Genomic DNA, 24,263 nt, shown 5'->3' with positions numbered 1-24,263 from the left:
ATGGCCAAACTTCGAGTCGACGGCACCGAGATCGACGTCCCGGATCACTACACGCTGCTGCAGGCCGCCGAAGAGGCTGGCGTGGAGATCCCGCGTTTCTGTTTCCACGAGCGTCTGTCGATCGCCGGCAACTGCCGCATGTGCCTGATCGAGGTGAAGGGTGGACCGCCGAAGCCGGCGGCATCCTGCGCCATGAACGTGCGCGATCTGCGCCCGGGCCCGAACGGCGAAAGCCCGGAAATCTTCACCAACACGCCGATGGTGAAGAAGGCCCGCGAGGGCGTGATGGAATTCCTGCTGATCAACCACCCGCTGGATTGCCCGATCTGCGACCAGGCCGGCGAGTGCGACCTGCAGGACCAGGCCATGGCCTTCGGTGCCGACAACTCGCGCTACCGCGAGAACAAGCGCGCCGTCGAGGACAAGTACATCGGCCCGCTGGTCAAGACGATCATGACGCGCTGCATTCACTGCACGCGCTGCGTCCGCTTCACCACCGAGGTCGCCGGCATTTCCGAGCTCGGCCTGATCGGCCGCGGCGAGGACGCCGAGATCACCACCTATCTCGAGAACGCGATGACGTCCGAGCTGCAGGGCAACGTCATAGACCTTTGCCCGGTCGGCGCGCTGACCTCGCGCCCCTACGCCTTCCAGGCGCGCCCTTGGGAGCTGACTAAGACCGAGAGCATCGACGTGATGGATGCCGTCGGCTCGGCGATCCGCGTCGACACACGTGGCCGCGAAGTGATGCGCATTCTGCCGCGCATCAACGAGTCCATCAACGAGGAGTGGATCTCCGACAAGACCCGCTTCGTCTGGGACGGTTTGCGCACCCAGCGCCTCGACAAGCCTTATGTCCGCAAGGACGGCCGCCTTGTGGCCGCCTCCTGGACGGATGCGTTCGCGGCGATCAAGGCCAAGGTTTCCGCCACCACCGGTGCCAAGGTCGGCGCGATCGCCGGTGATCTCGCCTCCGTCGAGGACATGTGGGCGTTGAAGCGGCTGATGGGCGAACTCGGCTCGTCCAGCATGGACTGCCGCCAGGATGGCGCCGCGCTCGACCCGGCCGACGGCCGCGCGTCGTACATCTTCAACACGACGATCGCCGGTATCGAGGATGCCGACGCACTGCTGATCATCGGCGCCAACCCGCGCTACGAGGCATCGGTGCTCAACGCCCGGATCCGCAAGCGCTGGCGGATGGGCGGCTTCCCGATCGGCATGATCGGCGAGAAGATCGACCTCCGCTACGACGCCGTCTATCTCGGCGCCGGGCCGGACACGCTGTCGAACATCGAGGGCGCCAATCGCGGATTCTACGAGGCGTTGATGGCGGCCAAGAAGCCGATGATCATCGTCGGCCAAGGGGCGATCACCGGCAGTAACGGCGCAGCCGTGCTGGCGGCAGTGGCGGCGCTCGCCCGCGAAATCGGTGCAATCGGCGAGGGCTGGAACGGCTTCAACGTCCTGCACAACGCGGCGTCGCGCGTCGGCGGCCTCGACATCGGCTTCGTGCCAAGCGAGGGCGGCCAGACCGCGGCCGAGATGGCCAAGGGCGGCGTCGACGTGCTTTTCAACCTCGGTGCCGACGAGATCGACATCGCGGCAGGTCCATTCGTCGTCTACATCGGCACGCATGGCGACAAGGGCGCTCACCGCGCCGACGTCATCCTGCCGGCCGCGGCCTATACCGAGAAGTCGGGCACCTGGGTCAATGTCGAGGGCAGGGCGCAGACCGGCAGCCGTGCAGCCTTCCCGCCCGGCGACGCGCGTGAAGACTGGGCGATCCTGCGGGCGCTGTCGGCGGTTCTCGGCAAGACACTTCCGTTCGACTCGCTTTCGGCACTCCGCGCTGATCTTTACCGGAGCCACGCGCATCTGCGTTCGAACGCGGTGGTCGCTGCCGACGCATCGGTGATCACGACGCTCGCCGACCGAGCCGAAACCCTGTCCGGCCCGTCCTTCGTGTCCGGCACCGGGGATTTCTATCTGACCAACCCGATCGCCCGCGCCTCCAAGGTGATGGCGGAGTGCTCGCAGCTCGCGCATGCCGAACACCTGCAAGCCGCGGAATAGGGAGAGGGACCATGACTGACTTCTTCTCCGTCTACGCCTGGCCCGCGATCGTCATCATCGCGCAGTGCCTCCTGTTCCTCGTCGTCCTCCTGGTGCTCATCGCCTACATCCTCCTCGCCGATCGCAAGATCTGGGCGGCGGTGCAGATGCGCCGCGGTCCGAACGTCGTCGGTCCCTGGGGACTGTTCCAGTCCTTCGCCGATCTCCTGAAGTTCGTCCTGAAGGAGCCGGTCATCCCGGCCTCGGCCGACAAGGCGGTCTTCCTCTTGGCGCCGCTCGTCGCGGTGACGCTGGCGCTGGCGACTTTCGCCGTCGTGCCGGTCGCCGACGGCTGGGTGATCGCCGACATCAACATCGGCATCCTCTATATCTTCGCCATCTCCTCGCTCGAGGTCTACGGCGTGATCATGGGCGGCTGGGCGTCGAACTCGAAGTACGCCTTCCTCGGCGCGCTTCGCTCGGCCGCGCAGATGGTGTCGTACGAGGTCTCGATCGGCTTCGTCATCGTCACCGTGCTGCTCTGTGTCGGCTCGCTGAACCTCACCGACATCGTTCTCGTCCAGCGTGACGGCGTCGGGACCATGCTCGGTCTGCCGAACACGTTTCTCGACTGGCACTGGCTGTCGCTGTTCCCGATGTTCATCATCTTCTTCATCTCGGCCCTCGCCGAGACGAACCGGCCGCCCTTCGATCTGCCGGAAGCTGAGTCCGAGCTCGTCGCCGGCTTCATGGTCGAGTATGGCTCGACCCCGTACATGATGTTCATGCTCGGCGAGTATGCCGCCATCACCCTGATGTGCTGCCTGACGACGATCCTGTTCCTCGGCGGCTGGCTGCCACCCTTCGCTTTCGCGCCGTTCACCTGGGTCCCGGGCATCATCTGGTTCCTCGCCAAGGTGGCGCTGGTGTTTTTCATGTTCGCGATGGTCAAGGCCTTCGTGCCGCGCTACCGCTACGACCAGCTGATGCGGCTGGGCTGGAAGGTCTTCCTGCCGATCTCGCTCGGCATGGTGGTGATCGTCGCCTTCGTGTTGAAGCTCACGGGCTGGGGTCCGGCGTGATGAGCGCCGCCGTCATCGGCGCCATCGTCGGTCTGCTGGTCGGTGTCGCCGACTTTGTGGTCCTCGGGGCTGCAGGCCGTGCCAATGCGCGCGCCGCCGCGTCCGGGCCGCTGAAGCTCATCCGCATCATGTCGCTCTTCGTCTTCCCGATCGTCGGCTGGTTCGTCGGCCCGATCGTGGCGGAGAGCCTGTCCGCTTCAAGCCTTGGGGGCTGATCCATGACCGCCGTCACCCAGACCATCAAGTCGCTGTTCCTCGTCGAGTTCGCCAAGGCGTTCGTGATGTCGATGCGCTATTTTTTCGCGCCGAAGGCGACCATCAACTATCCGTTCGAGAAAAACCCGCAGAGCCCGCGGTTCCGCGGCGAGCATGCGCTGCGCCGCTACCCCAATGGCGAAGAGCGCTGCATCGCCTGCAAGCTTTGCGAGGCGATCTGCCCGGCGCAGGCCATCACCATCGAGGCCGGCCCGCGCCGCAACGACGGCACCCGCCGCACGGTGCGCTACGACATCGACATGGTGAAGTGCATCTACTGCGGCTTCTGCCAGGAAGCCTGCCCGGTCGACGCCATCGTCGAGGGGCCGAACTTCGAGTTCTCGACCGAGACCCGCGAAGAGCTCTACTACGACAAGGACAAGCTCCTCGCGAACGGCGATCGCTGGGAGCGGGAACTCGCGCGCAATATTGCGCTCGACGCGCCGTACCGCTAATCCGGGGCGGTGACGGGAAGGGCGCTTCGAGCCTTTTCCGAATCCCCGACATCGACAGACACGCAAGACGGCCAGCGGCAAAAGCCTTTGGCGAACGACGACAAGGAGCCCGACGATGCTGGGCCTGCAGGCACTTTTCTTCTACGTCTTCGCCGCCGTGACCATCGGCGCCGCCATCATGGTGGTGCTGTCGCGCAATCCGGTGCATTCGGTCCTGTTCCTGATTCTGACCTTCGTCGCCGCGGCGGGACTGTTCCTCCTGACCGGCGCTGAGTTTCTCGCGCTGATCCTCATCGTCGTCTATGTCGGCGCGGTGGCGGTGCTCTTCCTGTTCGTCGTCATGATGCTCGACGTCGACTTCGTCGCCTTGAAGCGCGGCGCCCTCGACTACGCGCCGATCGGTGCGATCATCGGCATCGTGCTGCTGGCGGAACTCGTCATCGCGGTGACCGGCAACGTCTATTCGCCGACGCTCGCCACGGCGACCGCCTACCCGACGCCGGCGCTTGCCACGACCTCGAACATCGAGGCGCTCGGCTTCATCCTCTACACACGCTACGTTTACTTCTTCCAGATCGCCGGCCTGATCCTGTTTGTCGCGATGATCGGGGCGATCGTCCTGACGCTGCGCCACAAGGTGGGCATCCGCCGCCAGTCGATCCCGGAGCAGGTGGCACGCACGCCGGAAACCGCGATCGAGATCCGCAAGGTCAAGAGCGGGCAGGGCATCTGATGTCGTCGGGGCAAGGATAAAGAACATGGAAGTCAGTCTCGGCCATTACCTCACCGTCGGTGCCATCCTCTTCGTGACGGGCGTCTTCGGCATCTTCCTCAACCGGAAGAACGTCATCACCATCCTGATGTCGATCGAGCTCATCCTGCTCTCGGTGAACCTCAACCTCGTGGCGTTCTCGGCCTTCCTGAACGATCTCGTCGGCCAGGTCTTCGCGCTGTTCATTCTCACGGTCGCGGCTGCGGAAGCGGCCATCGGCCTTGCAATTCTCGTCGTCTTCTTCCGGAACCGCGGCTCGATCGCGGTCGAAGACGTCAACACGATGAAAGGCTGATCGTCGATGTATCAAGCGATCGTCCTCCTGCCGCTGGTCGGCTTCCTGATCGTCGGACTGTTCGGCAATCAGATGGGCGCCAAGGCGTCCGAGTACACGACCTCCGGCCTTCTCATCGTTTCGGCCATCCTGTCCTGGATCGCCTTCATCTTGTTCGGCTTCGGCGAGGGCGAGACGCTGCGTGTCCCGCTGTTGCAGTTCATCCAGTCCGGCACGCTCGACGTGTCCTGGTCGCTGCGGATCGACCGGCTGACGCTGGTCATGCTGGTGGTGGTGAACACCGTCTCCTCGCTCGTTCACGTCTATTCCATCGGCTACATGCACCACGACCCGCACCGGCCGCGGTTCTTCGCCTACCTGTCGCTCTTCACCTTCGCCATGCTGATGCTGGTGACGTCGAACAACCTCGTACAGATGTTCTTCGGCTGGGAGGGCGTCGGTCTCGCCTCTTATCTGCTCATCGGTTTCTGGTACAAGAAGCCGTCCGCCTCTGCAGCGGCGATGAAGGCCTTCATCGTCAACCGCGTCGGTGACTTCGGCTTTGCGCTTGGCATCTTCGCGATCTTCGTGATGTTCGGCTCGGTCAACCTCGACACCATCTTCGCCGGCGCTGCGGACATGGCTGCCCAGCTGGGTGCCGGCGCCGCGCACGGTGCCGAGGCTGCCGCCGCAACGGCCGAGCCGGCCGCCAACGCGATGTCGCATGCGATCTTCACCTTCGCCGGCTACTCGCTGACGACCGGTGGTGCGATGACCGTCATCTGCCTGCTGCTGTTCATGGGCGCGATGGGCAAGTCGGCCCAGCTCGGCCTGCACACCTGGCTGCCGGACGCGATGGAAGGCCCGACCCCGGTCTCCGCGCTGATCCATGCCGCGACGATGGTCACCGCCGGCGTCTTCATGCTGGCGCGCATGTCGCCGCTGTTCGAGCTGTCGCATTCGGCACTGACGTTCGTGACCTTCATCGGCGCGACGACGGCGTTCTTCGCGGCGACGATCGGTCTCGTGCAGAACGACATCAAGCGCGTCATCGCCTATTCCACCTGCTCGCAGCTCGGCTACATGTTCGTCGCGCTCGGCGTCGGTGCCTATGGTGCCGCAGTCTTCCACCTCTTCACGCACGCCTTCTTCAAGGCTCTGCTGTTCCTCGGCGCCGGCTCGGTGATCCATGCCGTCGACGGCGAGCAGGACATGCGCCACATGGGCGGCCTTCGGAAGTACATCCCGAAGACCTACTGGATGATGGTGATCGGCACGTTGGCGCTGACGGGCTTTCCGTTCACTGCCGGCTACTTCTCGAAGGATGCGATCATCGAAAGCGCCTTCGCCGGCCACAACGCCTTTGCCGGCTACGCCTTCGGCATGACGGTGATCGCCGCGTTGATGACCAGCTTCTACTCGTGGCGCCTGATCTTACTCACCTTCCACGGAAAGCCGCGGGCGTCGCACGAGGTCATGCACCACGTGCACGAGTCGCCGATGGTCATGCTGGTGCCGCTGTTCATCCTGGCCGCCGGCGCACTGCTGGCCGGCATTGTGTTCGAGCCGTACTTCCTCGGCGAGGGCTACAACGAGTTCTGGCGCACCGCGCTGTTCTCGGGACCGGAGAACCACATCCTTCACGACCGTCACGAGGTGCCCGGTTGGGTGGTCGCGTCGCCGTTCGTCGCCATGGTCGTCGGGTTCGCGCTGGCGTGGCAGTTCTACATCCGCTCGCCCGGCACGCCGAAGAAGATCGCTGAGACGCACCGCGGCCTCTACGCCTTCCTGCTCAACAAGTGGTATTTCGACGAGCTCTACGACTTCCTGTTCGTCCGAACCGCCAAGCGCGTCGGTCGCTTCCTCTGGAAGACCGGCGACGTGAAGATCATCGACGGCTTCGGCCCCAATGCGATCTCCGCCCGCGTGCTCGACGTGACCGGTCGCGCGGTCAAGCTGCAGAGCGGCTACCTCTATCACTACGCCTTCGCCATGATGATCGGCGTCGCGGTCCTCGTCACCTGGATGATGGTCGGAGGAGCAAGCTGATGACCGGTTGGCCGATCCTCTCCGCCGTTACCTTCCTGCCGCTGGTCGGCGTCATCCTGATCATGCTGGTCAAGGACGACAACGAGCTCGCACGCCGCAACGTGCGCAACATCGCGCTGATCACCAGCGTCTTCGTCTTCCTGCTGTCGCTCCTCATCTGGATCGACTTCGACTACACCGTGACCGGCTTCCAGATGGTCGAGCAGGTGCAGTGGCTCGGCGATGGCGGCATCAGCTACCACATGGGTATCGACGGCATCTCGATGCTGTTCGTGATCCTTACGACCTTCCTGATGCCGATCTGTATCCTCGCGAGCTGGGAGACCATCCAGACCCGCGTCAAGGAATACATGATCGCGTTCCTGCTGCTCGAGACGCTGGTCGTCGGCGTGTTCTGTGCGCTCGATATCGTCCTGTTCTACGTCTTCTTCGAAGGCTCGCTGATCCCGATGTTCCTCATCATCGGCGTCTGGGGCGGGAAGCGGCGCGTCTACGCCAGCTACAAGTTCTTCCTCTACACCTTCCTCGGCTCGGTGCTGATGCTCGTCGCCATCATGGCGATGTCGTTCACCGCCGGCACGACGCAGATTCCGGATCTCCTGGCCTACAACTTCCCGGCCTCGATGCAGACCTGGCTCTGGCTGGCCTTCTTCGCGTCCTTCGCGGTGAAGATGCCGATGTGGCCGGTCCATACCTGGCTGCCGGACGCGCACGTCGAGGCGCCTACTGCAGGCTCGGTGATCCTTGCCGGCATCCTCCTGAAGCTTGGCGGATATGGCTTCCTGCGCTTCTCGCTGCCGATGTTCCCTTTGGCCTCCGCGGATTTCGCGCCGCTGGTGTTCACGCTGTCGGTAGTGGCGATCATCTACACGTCGCTGGTCGCGCTGATGCAGGACGACATCAAGAAGGTCATCGCCTATTCCTCGGTGGCGCACATGGGCTTCGTCACCATGGGCATCTTCTCCGGCAGTGATCAGGGCGTGCAGGGGGCAATCTTCCAGATGCTCTCGCACGGTCTCGTCTCCGGCGCGCTCTTCCTCTGCGTCGGCGTGGTCTACGACCGCATGCACACCCGCGAGATCTCCGCCTATGGCGGTCTCGTCAGCCGTATGCCGAAATACGCGACGGTGTTCCTGATCTTCACCATGGCGAATGTCGGCCTGCCCGGCACCTCGGGCTTCGTCGGCGAGTTCCTGACCATGCTGGGCGCCTACCGCGCCAACACCTGGGTCGCGATCTTCGCGACGACGGGCGTCATCTGGTCGGCCTGCTACGCGCTGTGGCTCTACCGCCGGGTGATCTTCGGCGAACTGGTCAAGGACAACCTCAAGGACATCCTCGATCTGTCGCGCCGCGAGAAGATCCTGCTCTACCCGCTGGTGGTGCTGACGATCTTCTACGGCGTCTATCCGATGCCGGTGTTCCATGCGACCGCAGCCTCGGTCGACGCGCTGGTGTCGAACTACACCGCTGCGATCGAGGCGGCCCATTCCCTCGCGCTGGCGCAGTAGCCGGAGACGATGATGACACCCGATTTCCTCTCCGCCAGCCTGCCGATGATCGGCCCCGAGATGATCCTCGCGGTGGGTGCGATGGCTCTCCTGATGCTCGGCGTCTTCATCGGCGAGAAGAGTGCCCGGCTGATCACCAAGCTGGCTGTCGTGCTGCTGCTCGTCTCGGCGCTCTGGCTGATCTTCGTCGCGCCGAATGGCGTGGCTTTCGGCGGCTCGTTCGTGCTCGATCCGTTCGCGCGCTTCATGAAGGTTCTGGTGCTGATCGGCTCGGCCGCCGCCGTCGTGATGTCGGTCGGCTTTGCCGGCAGCGATCGTCTCGACCGCTTTGAGTTCCCCGTGCTGATCATCCTTGCCACCGTCGGCATGATGCTGATGGTCTCGGCCGGTGACCTCATCGCCCTCTATATGGGCCTCGAGCTGCAGTCGCTCGCGCTCTACGTCATCGCTGCGTTCAACCGCGACAATGTGCGGTCCACCGAGGCGGGCCTGAAATACTTCATCCTCGGCGCGCTCTCCTCGGGCATGCTGCTCTACGGCGCGTCGATGGTCTACGGCTTCACCGGCCAGATCGGCTTCCAGCAGATCGCCGCGGCACTGTCGGCCGAGGGCCGTTCCTTCGGTCTCGTCGTCGGCCTCGTCTTCGTGATCTCGGGCCTTGCCTTCAAGATTTCGGCCGTGCCGTTCCACATGTGGACACCGGACGTCTACGAGGGCGCACCGACACCGGTGACGGCGTTCTTCGCGGCGGCGCCGAAGGTTGCGGCGATGGCGCTGCTGACGCGCTTTACCATCCAGGGTTTCGGCCCCTACACTGGTGATTGGCGCCAGGTCATCGTCTTCATCTCGATCGCCTCGATGGTTTTCGGTGCGTTCGCGGCGATCGGCCAGCGAAACATCAAGCGGCTGATGGCCTATTCATCGATCGGCCACATGGGCTATGCACTGGTGGGCCTCGCCGCCGGCGACGCGCTCGGCGTGCGCGGCGTCGTGATCTACATGGCGACCTACATGGCGATGACCCTCGGCACGTTCGCCGTCATTCTCGCGATGCGCCGGAAGAACGGCATGGTCGAAGAGATCCAGGAGCTTGCCGGCCTGTCGCGGACCAACCCGATGATGGCGCTGGGACTGACCGCGCTGATGCTGTCGCTCGCCGGCTTGCCGCCGCTCGTCGGTTTCGTCGGTAAGTACTACGTCTTCATGGCGGCTGTCGGCGCCGGACTGGTGCCGCTCGCGGTGATCGGCGTCGTCGCGTCGACGGTCAGCCTGTTCTATTACCTGCGCATCGTGAAGGTGATGTGGTTCGACGAGCCGGCAGAAGGCTTCGTTCCGATGACGATCGAGCTGCGCGCCGTCCTCCTGGTGTCGGCACTCTTCGTCTTCCCGCTCTACATCGTCGTCGGACCCTCTCTTCTGGCGGCGGCGACGGCGGCTGCGGGGACGTTCTTCTGACCTTGGCCCACCGGCCCCTTCGACGGCGCCTGGCTCTCGACGAGGTCGGATCGACTAACGTCATCGCCCTCGAGGCGGCACGGTCTGGGGATCCGGGTCCGCTGTGGGTTACCGCCGAACGCCAGTCTGCCGGAAAGGGCAGGCGGGCGCGCCCTTGGGTTTCCGAGCGGGGTAATCTATATACCAGCCTACTGCTGATCGATCCGGCTGCGATGGAGCATGTCTCCAACCTGCCGCTGGTCGCGGCGTTGGGTGTCCGAAACGGTCTCGCATCGCTGAATGGCGGAGAACGCCGGGACATCCGGATCAAATGGCCGAATGATATCCTGATCGAGGGAAAGAAGACTGCCGGCATTCTGGTCGAGAGTGAGCGCCTTTCCGACGGGCGGCTTGCGACGGTGATCGGCTGCGGTGTGAACGTCGCGAACGTTCCGGAAGGAACACCTTATCCTGTCACCGGATTGCGGCGCGAGGGGATGGAGGCCGAGGTGGCCGACGTATTTGGCGCGGTCGCGACGGGTGTCGAGGATGCCATCGCCCTCTGGCGACGCGGCTCGAATTTTGCTGCCGTCCGGCAAGCGTGGATCTCCCATGCCGCCGGAATCGGCGGACCCTGCACCGTCAACCTGCCGGACCAGTCGGTCGCCGGGATCTTTGCCGATCTCGATCCCACCGGTCGGCTGGTGCTGGACGAGGCTGACGGCAACCGCCGGCTGGTATCGGCAGGCGATGTTTTTCTGCTGGGCTGAACGAGTGCGAGCAATCTGCAACTTCGGTCCGGACAACCATTGGCGCCTGGCGCCCACGATATGAACGACCCCACTGAAACGGCGGAATCGCCTTACGAAGATGAAGTGACAAGATATTGACAGAACTGGTATTTGTGCCGCTCGGCGGCATTGGCGAAATCGGTATGAATTTCGCTTGCTACGGCTATGGCCCCGAACATGACCGCGAATGGATCATCGTCGATTGCGGCGTCTCCTTCGCCGGACCGGACCTCCCGGGCGTCGACCTGGTGTTCCCCGACATCCGCTTCATCCAGGAGCAGCGCGGCGCCCTGAAGGGCATCGTCATCACGCACGCGCACGAGGATCACTACGGCGCGCTGATGGACCTCTGGCCGATGCTGAAGGTGCCGGTCTACGCGACGCCGTTCACCGCGGCGCTGCTCTCGGCCAAGCGCGAGGGCGAGGCGGGAGCGGCGAAGATCCCGGTGACGATCTTCAATGCCGGCGATCGCTTCAAGGTCGGCCCGTTCGACATCGAGGCGGTGAACGTCACGCACTCGATCCCCGAGCCGGTGGCGCTCGCCATCCGCACGCCGCTCGGCACCGTCGTCCACACCGGCGACTGGAAGATCGACGCGACGCCTTCGCTCGGCAAGCCGACCGATGAGAAGCGGCTGCGCGAGATCGGCGAGGAGGGCGTGCTCGCCCTTATCTGCGACTCCACCAACGCGATGCGCGAAGGTGTCTCGCCGAGCGAGAAGGACGTCGTCAAGTCGCTGCGCGAGGTGATCCAGGAGGCTAGCGGCCGTGTCGCGGTGACGACGTTCTCGTCGAACGTCGGCCGCATCCGCTCGATCTCGACCGCCGCGACCGAAGCTGGCCGCCAGGTGCTGCTGCTCGGCCGCTCGATGAAGCGCGTTGCCGACGTTGCCGGCGAACTCGGCTATCTAGAAGGCCTGCCGGACTTCCTCGGCGAGCAGGATTTCGGCTACATCCCGCGCGAGAAGGCCGTGATCATCCTCACCGGCAGCCAAGGCGAGGCCCGCGCGGCACTGGCCCGTCTGTCGCGCGACGAGCATCCGTCCGTCGCGCTCTCCAAGGGCGATACGGTGGTGTTCTCCTCGCGTGCCATTCCCGGCAACGAGCGGGGCATTCTGGAGATCAAGAACGCGCTGATCGACCGCGGCATCCTCATCGTCGAGGACAGCGACAAGCTGGTCCATGTTTCCGGCCATCCACGCCGCAACGAACTGCGCCAGATGTACGAATGGGTGAAGCCGAAGATCGCCGTGCCGGCGCATGGTGAAGCCGCGCATCTCTCGGCGCATGCCGAGCTCGCGCGCAGCCTCGGCGTTCCCGAGGTCGTGTCGATCCGCAACGGCAAGATGGTCCGGCTCGCGCCGGGCCGGGCCGAGGTGATTGACGAAGTGCCGGTCGGCCGGATCTACAAGGACGGCAACCTGATCGGCTCGATCGAGGAGATGGGCATCGGCGAGCGCCGCCGCGTGGCCCAGGTCGGCCACGTCACGGTGCTGATCGAGCTGACCAGCAAGCTGGAACTGCGCAACGATCCCGACGTCGTCTGCCTCGGCCTGCCGAAGTTCGACGTCGCCGGCGAGGAGCTCGAGGAGTTGCTGATCGATGCGGTCGCCGAGGCGATCGGCAGCATTCCGCGCGGCCGTCGCAAGGACCTGGAGCTGGTGCGCGAATCGGCGCGACGGGCCACGCGTTCGGCGGCCTATTCGCACTGGGGCAAGAAGCCGATCGTCACGGTTTTCGTGACGCAGTCGTAAAAGCCGGCAATCTTTGAAATGATGGGTGCCCGGGCGCAGTGTCCGGGCATCTTGCTGTCGGCAAGGTGCTGCAATCGTCCTCGCGTCACAGCGGGGGTGACTGGGGCGAGGGGGAAGACGCGATGCTGGGCAGGCTGAACCACGTGGCCTTGGCCGTGCCGGACCTCTCGGCCGCCATCGCCCGCTACCGCGATGCGCTCGGCGCCAGCGTCACGGAGCCGCAGTCCTTGCCGGAGCATGGCGTGACCGTTGCCTTCGTCGACCTCGTCAACAGCCGGATCGAGCTGATGGAGCCGCTTGGCGACGCGTCGCTGATCACGGCGTTCCTCGCGAAGAATCCGCGCGGCGGGATGCACCACGTCTGCTATGAGGTGGACGATCTGGTGCGGGCGCGCGACATGTTGCTGGCCGAGGGTGCCAGGGTACTTGGGGAACCGAAGATCGGTGCCCATGGCCGACCGGTGATCTTCGTCCATCCCGCCGATATGCTGGGAACGCTGATCGAACTCGAGGAGATCTGAGAATGGGCTGGCCGACCGGATTGGCGATCTACTTCATCATCTGGTGGACAGTGCTGTTCGCCATTCTTCCGATCGGTCTGCGCTCGCAGGCAGATGACAACCAGATCGTCGATGGTACGCCGGCGAGCGCACCGACTCATTTCAGCTTCGCGCGGACTGCGCTGTGGACGTCGGCGGTATCTCTGCTGGTGTTTGCGCTGTTCTACTGGGTGACCGAAATTCTCGGCGTCGGTCCTGCGAGCTTTCCAAACTTCCTGCCCGGGGCCGGGTAAGGCCGGGCCGGGGTGGCGTGCGCACGACCGCGCCTTGCGGTTCATTAAAATAAGCACAAAAAAAATGCAGAGCGTGAGCCCTGCATTTCCTGAAATGACGGTCCGGATTTTCTACCGGCTACTTCGGCCGGGGCGCGAACTGACGTTGCGCCGAAAACCACGTCCTCCCGAGACTAGACCGTGTTTAGAGCGTCTTTCCGACGTCCTGTTTATGCCCTGACGTTAGCGGCCTAAAAAGCGCTTGTCACGATAAATTTCAGTTTTATGACGGTCGATATACAAAGCTGGCGTCTGATTAAGCTTCTCGCGCCTCTTCCTTGGGCAAGGTCGCCGTGGCTTTTCAAGCGGGCAGTGGCGGGTTAAGAACCGGTTGAAGAAGAGGGTGGTCGGGGCGAAGGTGGATGCTGATTCCGGCAGTCATCGTCTGACATCCAGAAGTTTTCCTCGGTCGCCTTGTTCCAGCCCCATCGTGGCAGCACGAGGCAGTCCTCGTCACACTCGGAAAGTGCGGTCCCAGCATGCGCATGTCGCGTTACTTCCTGCCGATCCTCAAGGAAACCCCGAAAGAGGCCGAGATCGTCTCGCACCGGTTGATGCTGCGCGCCGGAATGATCCGCCAGCAGACGGCGGGCATCTACTCCTGGCTGCCGCTCGGCAAGCGCGTGCTCGACAAGATCTGCCAGATCGTCCGCGAGGAACAGGACCGCTCGGGTGCCGTCGAGATGCTGATGCCGACGATCCAGTCGGCCGATCTCTGGCGCGAGAGCGGTCGCTACGACGACTATGGCAAGGAGATGCTGCGGATCGAGGACCGGCAGAAGAAGGATCTGCTCTACGGTCCGACGAACGAGGAGATGATCACCGACATCTTCCGCTCGTACGTGCGCTCCTACAAGGACCTGCCGCTCAACCTCTACCACATCCAGTGGAAGTTCCGTGACGAGGTGCGGCCGCGCTTCGGCGTGATGCGCGGACGCGAGTTCCTGATGAAGGACGCCTATTCGTTCGACGTCGACTACGACAAGGCGAAGACCGCCTACGACCGCATGTTCGTCGCGTATCTGCGCACCTTCGAGCGGCTGGGCGTCAAGGCGATCCCGATGCGCGCCGATACCGGCCCGATCGGCGGCGAGCTCAGCCACGAGTTCCTGATCCTCGCCGCGACCGGCGAGAGCGGCGTGTTTCTGCACCGCGACTATCTCGACCTGGCCCCGCCCGGCGACGGGGTGGACTTCGACGATGCCGCCGGGCTTGCCGCAGTCGTCGAGGCCTGGACGACGCCCTATGCCGCGACCGAGGACATGCACGACGCCGCGGCCTTCGAGGCCGTTCCGGAGGCGGACCGCGTCGAGGCGCGCGGAATCGAAGTCGGCCACATCTTCCACTTCGGCACCAAGTATTCCGAGCCGATGAAGGCGCTGGTGACCGGCCCGGACGGCAAGGACACCCCGGTGTTCATGGGCTCCTACGGCATCGGCCCGAGCCGTCTGGTCGCCGCGATCATCGAGGCCAGCCATGACGAGGCCGGCATCATCTGGCCGAAGGGCGTCGCGCCTTTCGATGTCGGCGTGATCAACATGAAGCCGGGCGACGCCGACTGCGACAAGGCCTGCGAGGATCTCTACCGCGATCTCGGCGCGGCCGGTTACGACGTCCTCCTCGACGACGAGGACACACGGGCCGGCGCGAAGTTCGCGACGATGGACCTCATCGGTCTGCCGATCCAGGTGATCGTCGGCCCGCGCGGTGCCAAGGCCGGCGAGGCGGAGATCAAGATCCGCGCCACCGGGGAGCGCTTCGCCTTGCCGCTTGCCGACGTCCTCGCCCGTATCGCCGCGTGAGCGCCGTGGCGGAGACCGAGGTGAAGGGGCCGACGCCGATGATCGGGGCGACGAAACCTTTCGCCCGGTTCGAATGGATGATCGCCGGACGCTATCTCCGCTCGCGGCGCAAGGATGCCGGCGTCTCCGTCATCGCCGGCTTCTCTTTCATCGGCATCCTCCTCGGTGTCGCCGCGCTGATCATCGTGATGTCGGTGATGAACGGGTTTCGCACGGAGTTGCTGACCCGCATTCTCGGCGTCAACGGCCACGTCATCATGCGGCCGATCGACACGCCGCTCAACGACTTCGCCGAGGTGACCGACCGCATCGCCAAGGTGCCGGGCGTCACCAACGCCATGCCGCTGGTGCAAGGCCAGGCGCTGGTCAGCGGCAGCGGGGCGGCGCGGTCCTTCGCGCTGGTTAAGGGCGTCCGCGGTGACGATCTGATGAAGCTCGGGCCGGTGGCGAACAACGTCATTCTCGGCACCATCGGCAATTTCGACGCCAGCGGCGGCGTCGCCATCGGCAGCCGTCTCGCGCAGACGCTCGGGCTGAACCTCGGCGACAGCATCACCTTGATCTCGCCCGACGGCGACACGACGCCGCTCGGCACCGTGCCGCGCGTCAAGGCCTATCCGGTAGTGGCGATCTTCGAGATCGGCCTGTCCGATTTCGATGCCGCCTATGTCTACATGCCGTTCCCAGAGTCGCAGCTGTTCTTCAACGCCGAGGGACAGGCGCAGTCGATCGAGATCTTTGCCGCCGACCCGGACGACGTGCGCAACCTGCAAGGGCCGGTAGAGCAGGCGGCCGGGCGGCCGAACTACACGACCACTTGGCAGCAGGACAACCAGTCCTTCTTCTCGGCCCTGCAGGTCGAGCGCAACGTCATGTTCATCATCCTGACGCTGATCGTGCTGGTGGCGGCGCTCAACATCATCTCCGGCCTCTTCATGCTGGTGAAGGACAAGGGCCGAGACATCGCTATTTTGCGCACCATGGGGGCGACGCGGGGCTCGGTGATGCGGGTGTTCTTCATCACCGGCGCATCGATCGGCGTGTCCGGAACGCTCGCCGGCCTGTTTCTCGGCGTGGTGTTCTGCCTGAACATCGAGAACATCCGGCAGTTCTTCTCCTGGGTTTCGGGCCGCAGCCTGTTCGATCCGGAGTTCTACTTCCTCAGCCGCTTGCCGGCGGAGATCGACGTCAGCGAGGTGGTGCTGGTCACCGCCATGGCGCTCGGGCTCTCTTTCCTTGCGACGATCTTCCCATCCTGGAAGGCGTCGACACTCGATCCCGTCGAGGCACTGCGCTACGAATGACCGAACAGCCGCATTCCCTCCGCCTCGACAAGGTGAGCCGCCACTACGCCCAGGGCGAAGAGAAGCTCGTCATCCTCGACGCCGCCGACTTCGAGATCCAGCCGGGCGAGATGGTGGCGCTCGTCGCGCCATCCGGCGCCGGCAAGTCGACGCTGCTGCACATTGCCGGCCTGCTCGAGCGGCCGACAGAGGGCGAGGTCTTCATCAACGGGGAGGCCTGTGGCAGCCTCGGCGACCAGCGCCGCACCCAGATGCGGCGCCAGTCGATCGGCTTCGTCTACCAGTTCCACCATCTCCTGCCGGAGTTCTCGGCGCTGGAGAACGTGATGCTGCCGCAGTTGATCTGCGGCCTCGGGCACAAGGAAGCGGCCGAGCGGGCGCAGCAGTTGCTCGACTACATGCGCGTCGGCGCGCGGGCCAGCCACCGTCCGGCCGAGATGTCCGGCGGCGAGCAGCAGCGCGTCGCCATCGCCCGTGCGGTTGCCAACAGCCCCTATGTCCTGCTGGCCGACGAGCCGACCGGCAATCTCGACCCGACCACTGCCGGCTACGTCTTCGACGCGCTGACGGCGCTCGTTCGCCAGTCGGGGGTTGCGGCCCTCATCGCCACCCACAACCACATGCTGGCCGCCCGCATGGACCGGGCGATCACCCTTGAGGGCGGCAAGATCGTGCCCTTCGTTCTCGACGACGCCCACCGGTTCTAGCTCCCTGATTACGGCCGTGATGAAGCGCCCGCTGGCCAAATCCAACGGACGCGTCGTCGCGGCCTTAACCATGTCTTGCAAGTCCAGGCCCCGCAGCAGCCGGTCGGACCGACGCCGCTTGACTCAGCGCGCATAAAGGAACAAAAAGAGAACATAGAACAAGTAGGGAACACTCCGATGCTGCTTTTCGCCAAAGACCTCGCCTCGCTTGCCGCCATCGCCCTGTTCATCGCCAGCTTCTCCCTGATCCTCAATTCGATCTGATCCTTCGTCTGTTGATAGGCCCCGCATCGCCCTCGACAGGCCGGTGCGGGGAGACGAAGGTGCCGACCGACGGACCGGGAGAAGAACATGGGCGAGAACACCAGCGGACCATCGACCCTCAAATTCGTCCACCTGCGCAGCCACAGCGCCTTCTCCTTGCTGGAAGGCGCCCTGCGGATCGAGCAGATCGTCAAATACGCCAAGGCCGATGGCATGCCCGCCGTCGGTATCGCCGATACCAACAACCTTTTCGGGGCGCTCGAATTTTCCGAGAAGGCGGCCAAGGCGGGAATTCAGCCGATCGTCGGCTGTCAGCTCGACGTGGACTTCGCCGACGCCGACCCGGAAGCTGGAAATTCGCACCGCGAGCGGGCAACGCTTGCGGCTCATGCGGCCATGGTCTTCATCGCAGCCACGGAGCGCGGCTACGAGAACCTCGTCGAACTGGTCTCGCTCGCCTACCTCGAACACGACGGAAATGTGCGCCCGCACATTCGCCTCGACTGGCTGCAGGCGCGGGCGGAGGGGCTGATCGTCCTCACCGGCGGATCTCTCGGGCCGGTGGGCGCGGCGATCCAGGCTGGCCGGGGGCAAGTGGCGCGTGAACGGCTGGAAAGCCTCTCCGCGATCTATCCGGGCAACCTCTACGTCGAGCTTCAGCGCCATGCCGGTCGCGGCCGCCGCATCGAGAGCGAGATGGTGGCGCTCGCCTACGATCTTGAATTGCCGCTGGTGGCGACCAATGAGCCATATTTCGCCACGCCCGAGGACTTCGAAGCGCATGACGCGCTGATGGCGGTGGCGAGCAACCGGCTGGTCAGCCACGAGGATCGCCGCCGGATGACGCGCGATCACTGCCTGAAAAGCCAGGCGGAGATGGCGGTCCTGTTCGCCGACCTGCCGGAAGCGCTCGAGAATACCCTCGAGATCGCCCGTCGCTGCTCGTTCCGGCCGCGGACCCGCAAGCCGATCCTGCCGCGCTTTGCCGGCGCCGACGTCGACGCGGCGGAGGCCGAAGAGGCCGAGATCCTGGAACTGCGCCGCCAGGCCGAGGAGGGGCTGGAGGCGCGGCTTGCCGCGCATGGCCCTTGTCCCGGGCAGACCGCCGAAGTGTACCGCGACCGGCTTGCCTTCGAGCTCGGCGTCATCGAGCGGATGAAGTTTCCCGGCTACTTCCTGATCGTCGCCGACTTCATCAAATGGGCAAAGGTGCAGGGCATTCCCGTCGGACCCGGCCGTGGCTCGGGCGCGGGCTCGCTCGTTGCCTATTCGCTGACCATCACCGATCTCGATCCGCTGCGCTTCTCGCTGCTCTTCGAGCGCTTCCTGAACCCCGACCGCGTCTCGATGCCCGACTTCGACATCGACTTCTGCCAGGATCGGCGCGGCGAGGTGATCCGCTACGTCCAGGACAAATACGGCCGCGAGCAGGTCGGGCAGATCATCACTTTCGGAACGCTGCAGGCCCGCGCTTGCCTGCGCGACGTCGGCCGCGTGCTCGAGATGTCGTACGGCCACGTCGACAAGCTCTGCAAGATGGTGCCGGCCAATCCGGCCAACCCGGTCACGCTGGCACAGGCGCTGATCGAGGAACCCCGGCTGCAGGAGGAGCGCGAGAAGGAGGAGATCGTCGACCGGCTGATCACCATCGCCCTGAAGCTCGAAGGTCTCTACCGCCACGCCTCGACGCATGCCGCCGGCATCGTCATCGGCGATCGTCCCCTGTCGAAGCTCGTCCCGATGTACCGCGATCCGCGGTCCGACATGCCGGTGACGCAGTACAACATGAAATGGGTCGAGCAGGCCGGCCTGGTGAAGTTCGACTTCCTCGGCCTGAAGACGCTGACCACGCTGAAGACGGCGGTCGACCTGATCGCGCGGCGCGACGTCGCCATCGATCTCGGCAGCCTGCCGCTCGACGACAAGCTGACCTTCGACATGCTGACGCGTGGAGAGACCGTCGGCGTGTTCCAAGTGGAATCGGTCGGCATGCGCAAGGCGCTGATCGGCATGCGGCCCGACCAGTTCGAGGACATCATCGCGCTGGTCGCGCTGTATCGGCCGGGCCCGATGGAGAACATCCCAACCTACAACGCCCGCAAGCACGGCGAGGAGGAGGCCGACTACATCCACCCGCTGATCGAGGTGGTGCTGAAGGAGACTCAGGGCGTCATCATCTACCAGGAACAGGTGATGCAGATCGCGCAGATCCTGTCCGGCTACTCGCTCGGCGAGGCCGATCTCCTGCGCCGCGCGATGGGCAAGAAGATCCGTGCCGAGATGGATCAGCAGCGGGTGCGTTTCGTCGAGGGCGCAGTCAAGAACGGGCTGACCAAGCCGCAGTCGAACATGATCTTCGACCTTCTGGCGAAGTTTGCGGATTACGGCTTCAACAAGAGCCATGCCGCCGCCTATGCGCTGGTCGCCTACCAGACGGCCTACCTGAAGGCCAACTATGCGACCGAGTTCCTGGCGGCGTCGATGACGCTCGATATCGGCAATACCGAGAAGCTGAACGATTTTCGGCTGGACGCCATGCGCCTTGGCATCGAGGTCGTGCCGCCATCGGTCCAGACCTCGCACAAGGCCTTCGAGGTCGAGGACGGCCGCATCTTCTACTCGCTCGCCGCCATCAAGGGCGTCGGCGAGCAGGCAGTCGAGCATATCGTCGAACGCCGCAAGCAAGGCGGGCCCTACAAGAGCCTCGAGGATTTCTGCGCGCGGATCGACCCGAAGGTCGTCAACAAGCGGACGCTGGAAAGTCTCGTCGCCGCCGGTGCGCTCGATCTTTTCGGGCACGATCGGGCGCGGCTGACGGCCAATCTGGAACTGCTCGCCGGCTACGCGTTGCGCCTGCATGAGGCGCGGATTTCGGGACAGAACGACATGTTCGGCACGGCGGCGGGCGGCGATCCCGAGCGGCTGCGGTTGAACGATACGGCCTTGTGGACGTCGACCGAGAAGCTGATGCGCGAGTTCCAGGCGATTGGATTCTATCTCTCCGCCCATCCGCTCGACGAGTACAAGGAGACGCTGAAGCGGCTGAGGGTGCAGACCCATGCGGAGGTCGTCGCGAGCGTGCGGCGCGGCGCGGCCGCCGGCAAGCTCGCCGGTACCGTCACCTCGCGGCAGGAGCGCAAGACCAAGAGCGGCGGCAAGATCGGCATCGTCGCCTTGTCGGATCCGAGCGGCCAGTACGAAGTCGTGCTGTTCACCGAGGCGCTCGTGCAGTTTCGCGACTTCCTCGAGCCTGGCGCGTCGGTGATCCTGATGGTCGGTGCCGAGGAGAGGCCGGAAGGCATTTCGCTGCGGGCGCAGAGCGTCCAGTCGCTGGAGGACGAGGCGGTCCGCATGCAGAAGTCACTGCGGGTCTTCATGCGCGATGCCGGGCCGATGAAGGCGTTCCGAAGCCAGTTGCAGGCGGGCGGCGATTCGGAGGTATCGGTGGTGCTGATCAGGGCCGGCGGCGAGCGGGAGATCGAAATCGCACTGCCCGGCCGCTACCGGGTCTCGCCGCAGATGGCGAGTGCGATCAAGGCGGCGCCCGGCGTTCTCGACGTCGAGCTTGCCTGAATCAAAATCTGAGGCTGTGGACTCAATCTCTCAGCGCTTGGCCGGCGGCCTTTGTTCGGACTGGCCCTTTTCGTCCTCGAGAACCCGCAGCGACGTCTCCGGCGCATCGACAGGCTTGGCCCTGAACGTATAGCCGGTCTCGATCGCCGCGAGGCCGAACTTGGCACGGAGGCGATCGAAGGCGCCTTCGGCCTTTGCGCGCTTTTCCGCCAGCGGATCGACGAGGTCGGCGGGATCGGCGAGGGCCGCATCGGCAAAGTCGTTGCAGCCGATGCCGATCAGGCGGAAGCGGGTGCCGTCGAGTTCCCGGTCGATCAACTGTCGTCCGGCCTCGAAAATCCGGTCCGCCAGACGTGTCGGGTCGGCAAGCTTGCGGCTGCGTGTGCGCGTCTTGAAGTCCGCCGTCTTCAGCTTCAGAACGATCGTCTGTGCCGCCATGTCGGTCGCCTTCAGTCGCCGTGCGACCTTTTCGCTGAGGCTGCGCAGGATCGGGATCAGATCCTCGCGGCGTGAAAGATCCTCGTTGAATGTGGTTTCGGCCGAGATGCTCTTCATCTCGCCGACCGGATTGACGGCCCGGGGGTCGATCCCGCGGGAGAGGCGTGCGAGACGCTGGCCCATGACGCCATAGCGGCGCATCAGGACGCTTTCCTCCATGGCCTGCACCTGCCCGATGGTGCGCAGATTGTCGCGCGCCAGCGTCGCATCGGTCGATGCGCCGACGCCCCAGATCATCGAGATCGGCTTGTCATGGAGAAAGGCGAGCGTCTCGGCCCGGCCGATCACCGAAAAGCCCCGCGGCTTGTCGAGGTCGGAGGCGATCTTCGCGAGGAACTTGTTGTGCGACAGGCCGATGGAGACGGTGATCCGCAGGTCCCGCTGGATCTCGGCGGCGAGGCGAGCGAGCGTTAAAGCCGGCGGGCGGCCGTGCAGGCGGGCCGTCCCGTTTAGATCCATGAAGGCTTCGTCGATCGACAGCGGTTCGACCAGCGGCGTGATCGACCGCATGCGCTCGCGCACCTCGCGGCCGACCTCTGCATATTTCGCCATGTCCGGCTTGATGATGACGGCTTCCGGGCAGAGCTTCAGCGCCTGGAACATCGGCATCGCGGATCGCACGCCGGTGATGCGGGCGATATAGCAGGCGGTTGTCACCACGCCGCGTCGGCCGCCGCCGATTATCACCGGCTTGTCGGCAAGGTCCGGACGGTCTCGCTTCTCGACGGCGGCATAGAAGGCGTCGCAGTCGAGATGAGCGATGGAGAGGTCGAAGAGTTCGGCATGGCGGGCGACCCTAGGGCTGCCGCACGCCTCGCAACGCCGTCCGCCGCCCCGCTGGACAGCCAGGCAATCGCGGCAGAAGGCCGGGATCGCGGCGGGGTGGGGGGACTCGCTGGTGGCCATGGCGGAGTTTATTCCCCGCCGATAGCCGTCCGCAAGCACCGACTTGTCGGTGCACTGTGCACCAACGGTGAAAGATTAGTCTTCCACATCAACGCCTTCGATGATGAAGACGCGATAGTCCGCAGCTTTCAGCCGGTGCTGCATGGCCGCCTGATAGGCGGGGCTGTGGTACCATGCCTCGGCCGCCGCCCTGTCGGGGAAGCTGAGGATGACGCTGCCCTCGATCGGATCTCCCTCGAGCACCTCGAAGGATCCGTAGAAGGCGAGGGGCGTGATCGCGTGCCCTTCCATCGCGGCGCCCGCCATCTCGCCGTAGCGCGCAAACTCGGCGGTATCGTGCATGCGTTCGCGGGTCAGAACGATGTAAGCGGTCATGTCGTCACTCCCTTGGATCGAGGGCCGGTTTCCGGCCCGCGCCTTGATCTAGCGGAGGCAGGCGGGAGGGCGAGCGCAAGAGCCCGTCGTCAGCGTGCCTTGCCCGCGAGCAGGCTCTCGATGAGGGCCTCTGCCTCGTTCCAGTCGGCGGCACTCAGCGCGCCCTCGGGAAGCGGCGGGAGATGCGGGCGAAAAACCTCGTTGGCCATCAGGTGGATCAGCCGGGCGCGGGGCAGGCTGCGCCCGGCGGAGACGAGATTGGGCGGCAGATCGTCGGCGAAGACGATCGTTCCAGGCCAGCGCGCGGCCAGCTCCGCCAGCACGCCGCCCTTGGCGCGTTCGGTGGCGATCATCGGATAGCCGAGGCCGGCAGCGTCCAGCAGTCGCCGACGCTGGGGGTAGTAGGCAGGCGTCATCGCGGTCAGGAACACGATGTCGGCTCGCTCGAACAGGCGCGCGAGCGCTGCCTGGACGCCTTGCACAGGCAGCTGTCGAACTTCCTGTTCCTCGTAGAGCCGAACGGTGACCTTATCCAGTTCACTGCCGCTGATGGCCGCACCGGTCGAGACGGAGCGCACGTTGCCGGTCAGCCGGAAGCTGTCGACGTGGAGCCGGGCGCCGAACTCTTCCAGGAGGTCGCAGAAAGGAGAGATGAAGTGCAGGACCACCTCATCGATATCGAGAACGATCAGATCGGACCGGCTGACGCTGAGATCCGCGATGGCGGGTCCCGCCGTGACAAGCCCCCGGCTCATGGCGCGGCCGTGCCGAAGGACTGGCTGAGGGTTTGTCGCGCGGCCATCACCGCGGCGGGAGACAGGTCGGCGTGCGTTGCGAAAGCGAGGAGCGTCGGCTCGTGCGCCAGCAGGAAATCGAGGAGGCCGGCGAAGAATGCCGGCTGGGCCGCCGCTTCCCGCAGCTGGCCAACGTCGAGACCGGAGAGATCGAGGAAACGATGCAGGTGCACCGGGTCGCCCGCCAGGAACTCCAGCGCCTGCACCCCGATCGCCAGCGCGGCTTCCGGGCCGGGCTGTGCGGCTTGGCCTCGATCAGTCTTCAACATTCACCCGGTCCTTCAGCCTGCCCATGATCCGATTCCCAATTCTTAAATCAAATTGCGATAGGTCTCGATGAACCTGGCGCTGAAACATCGGCGAACAGGCTGCATTTTTGCAAAGTGGAGTGTCGCGGATGCCAAAGACCGTGATGATCGTTGAAGACAACGAACTGAACATGAAGCTTTTCCGCGACCTGATCGAGGCCCATGGCTACCGGACCGTCCAGACCCGCAGTGGCCTGACGGCCGTCGATCTGGCACGCCAACACCATCCGGACCTCATCCTGATGGACATCCAGCTACCGGAAATCTCCGGCCTGGACGTCACGAAGACGTTGAAAGCCGATGCCGAGCTGCAGAAGATTCCGGTGATCGCCGTGACGGCCTTTGCCATGAAGGGCGACGAGGAGCGGATCCGGCAAGGCGGCTGCGAGGCGTACATCTCCAAGCCGATCTCGGTCACCAAGTTCATCGAGACCATCAAGTCCTTCCTTGGCGACGCCTGAGAGAAAC

At 64.7% G+C, this 24,263-nt stretch carries 23 protein-coding genes; 19 read left to right on the top strand and 4 right to left on the bottom strand.

Annotated features, from left to right (window positions below; genetic code table 11):
- The 18 genes from nuoG (at nt 1) to dnaE (ending at nt 20,914) form a co-directional block, all read left to right on the top strand.
- Nucleotides 1-2,076, top strand: a complete 2,076-nt coding sequence (nuoG, locus tag ACZL02_RS07015; RefSeq protein WP_472937877.1) for an NADH-quinone oxidoreductase subunit NuoG — start codon at nt 1-3, stop codon at nt 2,074-2,076.
- Nucleotides 2,077-2,087: 11 nt separating this feature from the next.
- Nucleotides 2,088-3,137: an NADH-quinone oxidoreductase subunit NuoH gene (gene nuoH, locus ACZL02_RS07010; RefSeq protein ID WP_472937876.1), complete on the top strand. Its 1,050-nt coding sequence runs from the start codon at nt 2,088-2,090 to the stop codon at nt 3,135-3,137.
- Nucleotides 3,137-3,352, top strand: a complete 216-nt coding sequence (locus ACZL02_RS07005) for a hypothetical protein (protein WP_472937875.1) — start codon at nt 3,137-3,139, stop codon at nt 3,350-3,352. The genes nuoH and ACZL02_RS07005 overlap by 1 nt, the downstream gene beginning before the upstream one ends.
- 3 nt (nt 3,353-3,355) lie before the next feature.
- A complete protein-coding gene (nuoI, locus tag ACZL02_RS07000; RefSeq protein WP_472933530.1) occupies nt 3,356-3,847 on the top strand; it encodes an NADH-quinone oxidoreductase subunit NuoI in 492 nt (163 codons plus the stop codon).
- A gap of 118 nt (nt 3,848-3,965) precedes the next feature.
- Complete coding sequence (locus ACZL02_RS06995) at nt 3,966-4,580, top strand: NADH-quinone oxidoreductase subunit J (RefSeq protein WP_472938150.1); 615 nt, start codon at nt 3,966-3,968, stop codon at nt 4,578-4,580.
- Between the two features lie 25 nt (nt 4,581-4,605).
- Nucleotides 4,606-4,914, top strand: a complete 309-nt coding sequence (gene nuoK / locus ACZL02_RS06990; protein ID WP_472933529.1) for an NADH-quinone oxidoreductase subunit NuoK — start codon at nt 4,606-4,608, stop codon at nt 4,912-4,914.
- Nucleotides 4,915-4,920: 6 nt separating this feature from the next.
- Nucleotides 4,921-6,942 carry an NADH-quinone oxidoreductase subunit L gene (nuoL, locus tag ACZL02_RS06985; RefSeq protein WP_472937874.1) on the top strand — a complete coding sequence of 674 codons (2,022 nt, stop codon included), beginning with the start codon at nt 4,921-4,923 and terminating at the stop codon, nt 6,940-6,942.
- Entirely contained in the window at nt 6,942-8,453 is a 1,512-nt protein-coding gene (locus ACZL02_RS06980) for an NADH-quinone oxidoreductase subunit M (RefSeq protein WP_472937873.1), read from the top strand. The genes nuoL and ACZL02_RS06980 overlap by 1 nt, the downstream gene beginning before the upstream one ends.
- 12 nt (nt 8,454-8,465) lie before the next feature.
- Nucleotides 8,466-9,908, top strand: a complete 1,443-nt coding sequence (nuoN, locus tag ACZL02_RS06975) for an NADH-quinone oxidoreductase subunit NuoN (RefSeq protein ID WP_472937872.1) — start codon at nt 8,466-8,468, stop codon at nt 9,906-9,908.
- 2 nt (nt 9,909-9,910) lie between these two features.
- Nucleotides 9,911-10,657: a biotin--[acetyl-CoA-carboxylase] ligase gene (locus ACZL02_RS06970; protein ID WP_472937871.1), complete on the top strand. Its 747-nt coding sequence runs from the start codon at nt 9,911-9,913 to the stop codon at nt 10,655-10,657.
- A 116-nt stretch (nt 10,658-10,773) separates the two neighbouring features.
- Nucleotides 10,774-12,432: a ribonuclease J gene (locus ACZL02_RS06965; protein ID WP_472937870.1), complete on the top strand. Its 1,659-nt coding sequence runs from the start codon at nt 10,774-10,776 to the stop codon at nt 12,430-12,432.
- 122 nt (nt 12,433-12,554) lie between these two features.
- Nucleotides 12,555-12,953 carry a methylmalonyl-CoA epimerase gene (gene mce, locus ACZL02_RS06960; RefSeq protein WP_472937869.1) on the top strand — a complete coding sequence of 133 codons (399 nt, stop codon included), beginning with the start codon at nt 12,555-12,557 and terminating at the stop codon, nt 12,951-12,953.
- A gap of 2 nt (nt 12,954-12,955) precedes the next feature.
- Nucleotides 12,956-13,225 carry a DUF1467 family protein gene (locus ACZL02_RS06955; RefSeq protein ID WP_472937868.1) on the top strand — a complete coding sequence of 90 codons (270 nt, stop codon included), beginning with the start codon at nt 12,956-12,958 and terminating at the stop codon, nt 13,223-13,225.
- A 518-nt stretch (nt 13,226-13,743) separates the two neighbouring features.
- The gene (gene proS, locus ACZL02_RS06950; RefSeq protein WP_472937867.1) at nt 13,744-15,066 is read left to right on the top strand and encodes a proline--tRNA ligase; all 1,323 of its coding nucleotides are present in this window, start codon (nt 13,744-13,746) and stop codon (nt 15,064-15,066) included.
- 38 nt (nt 15,067-15,104) lie between these two features.
- Complete coding sequence (locus ACZL02_RS06945) at nt 15,105-16,370, top strand: lipoprotein-releasing ABC transporter permease subunit (RefSeq protein ID WP_472938149.1); 1,266 nt, start codon at nt 15,105-15,107, stop codon at nt 16,368-16,370.
- The gene (locus ACZL02_RS06940) at nt 16,367-17,077 is read left to right on the top strand and encodes an ABC transporter ATP-binding protein (RefSeq protein WP_472937866.1); all 711 of its coding nucleotides are present in this window, start codon (nt 16,367-16,369) and stop codon (nt 17,075-17,077) included. Before ACZL02_RS06945 ends, ACZL02_RS06940 begins: the two co-directional genes overlap by 4 nt.
- Before the next feature lie 75 nt (nt 17,078-17,152).
- Nucleotides 17,153-17,341 carry a hypothetical protein gene (locus tag ACZL02_RS06935; protein ID WP_472937865.1) on the top strand — a complete coding sequence of 63 codons (189 nt, stop codon included), beginning with the start codon at nt 17,153-17,155 and terminating at the stop codon, nt 17,339-17,341.
- Nucleotides 17,342-17,428: 87 nt separating this feature from the next.
- Nucleotides 17,429-20,914: a DNA polymerase III subunit alpha gene (gene dnaE / locus ACZL02_RS06930; RefSeq protein ID WP_472937864.1), complete on the top strand. Its 3,486-nt coding sequence runs from the start codon at nt 17,429-17,431 to the stop codon at nt 20,912-20,914.
- Between the two features lie 30 nt (nt 20,915-20,944).
- Here the strand turns inward: dnaE and ACZL02_RS06925 are convergent, their stop codons facing one another.
- The 4 genes from ACZL02_RS06925 to ACZL02_RS06910 all read right to left on the bottom strand — a co-directional run bounded on the left by ACZL02_RS06925 (nt 20,945) and on the right by ACZL02_RS06910 (nt 23,756).
- Nucleotides 20,945-22,318, bottom strand: a complete 1,374-nt coding sequence (locus tag ACZL02_RS06925) for a DNA polymerase IV (protein WP_472937863.1) — start codon at nt 22,316-22,318, stop codon at nt 20,945-20,947.
- A gap of 75 nt (nt 22,319-22,393) precedes the next feature.
- Entirely contained in the window at nt 22,394-22,693 is a 300-nt protein-coding gene (locus tag ACZL02_RS06920; RefSeq protein ID WP_472937862.1) for a DUF1330 domain-containing protein, read from the bottom strand.
- A gap of 89 nt (nt 22,694-22,782) precedes the next feature.
- Entirely contained in the window at nt 22,783-23,448 is a 666-nt protein-coding gene (locus tag ACZL02_RS06915) for a hypothetical protein (protein WP_472937861.1), read from the bottom strand.
- Nucleotides 23,445-23,756, bottom strand: coding sequence for a DUF3572 domain-containing protein (locus ACZL02_RS06910; protein ID WP_472937860.1), 312 nt, complete (start codon nt 23,754-23,756; stop codon nt 23,445-23,447). The genes ACZL02_RS06915 and ACZL02_RS06910 overlap by 4 nt, the downstream gene beginning before the upstream one ends.
- Nucleotides 23,757-23,884: 128 nt before the next feature.
- On the opposite strand from ACZL02_RS06910, the gene ACZL02_RS06905 reads away from it, so the two are divergent.
- Nucleotides 23,885-24,256 (top strand): response regulator, encoded by a 372-nt coding sequence (locus tag ACZL02_RS06905; RefSeq protein ID WP_472937859.1) that lies wholly within the window; start codon nt 23,885-23,887, stop codon nt 24,254-24,256.
- Nucleotides 24,257-24,263: the final 7 nt, after the last annotated feature.

Source organism: Mesocryomonas fontinalis (genome assembly GCF_055730125.2).
Note: the sequence above shows the minus strand (reverse complement) of the source record. Positions and strands in the feature narration are given on the sequence as shown.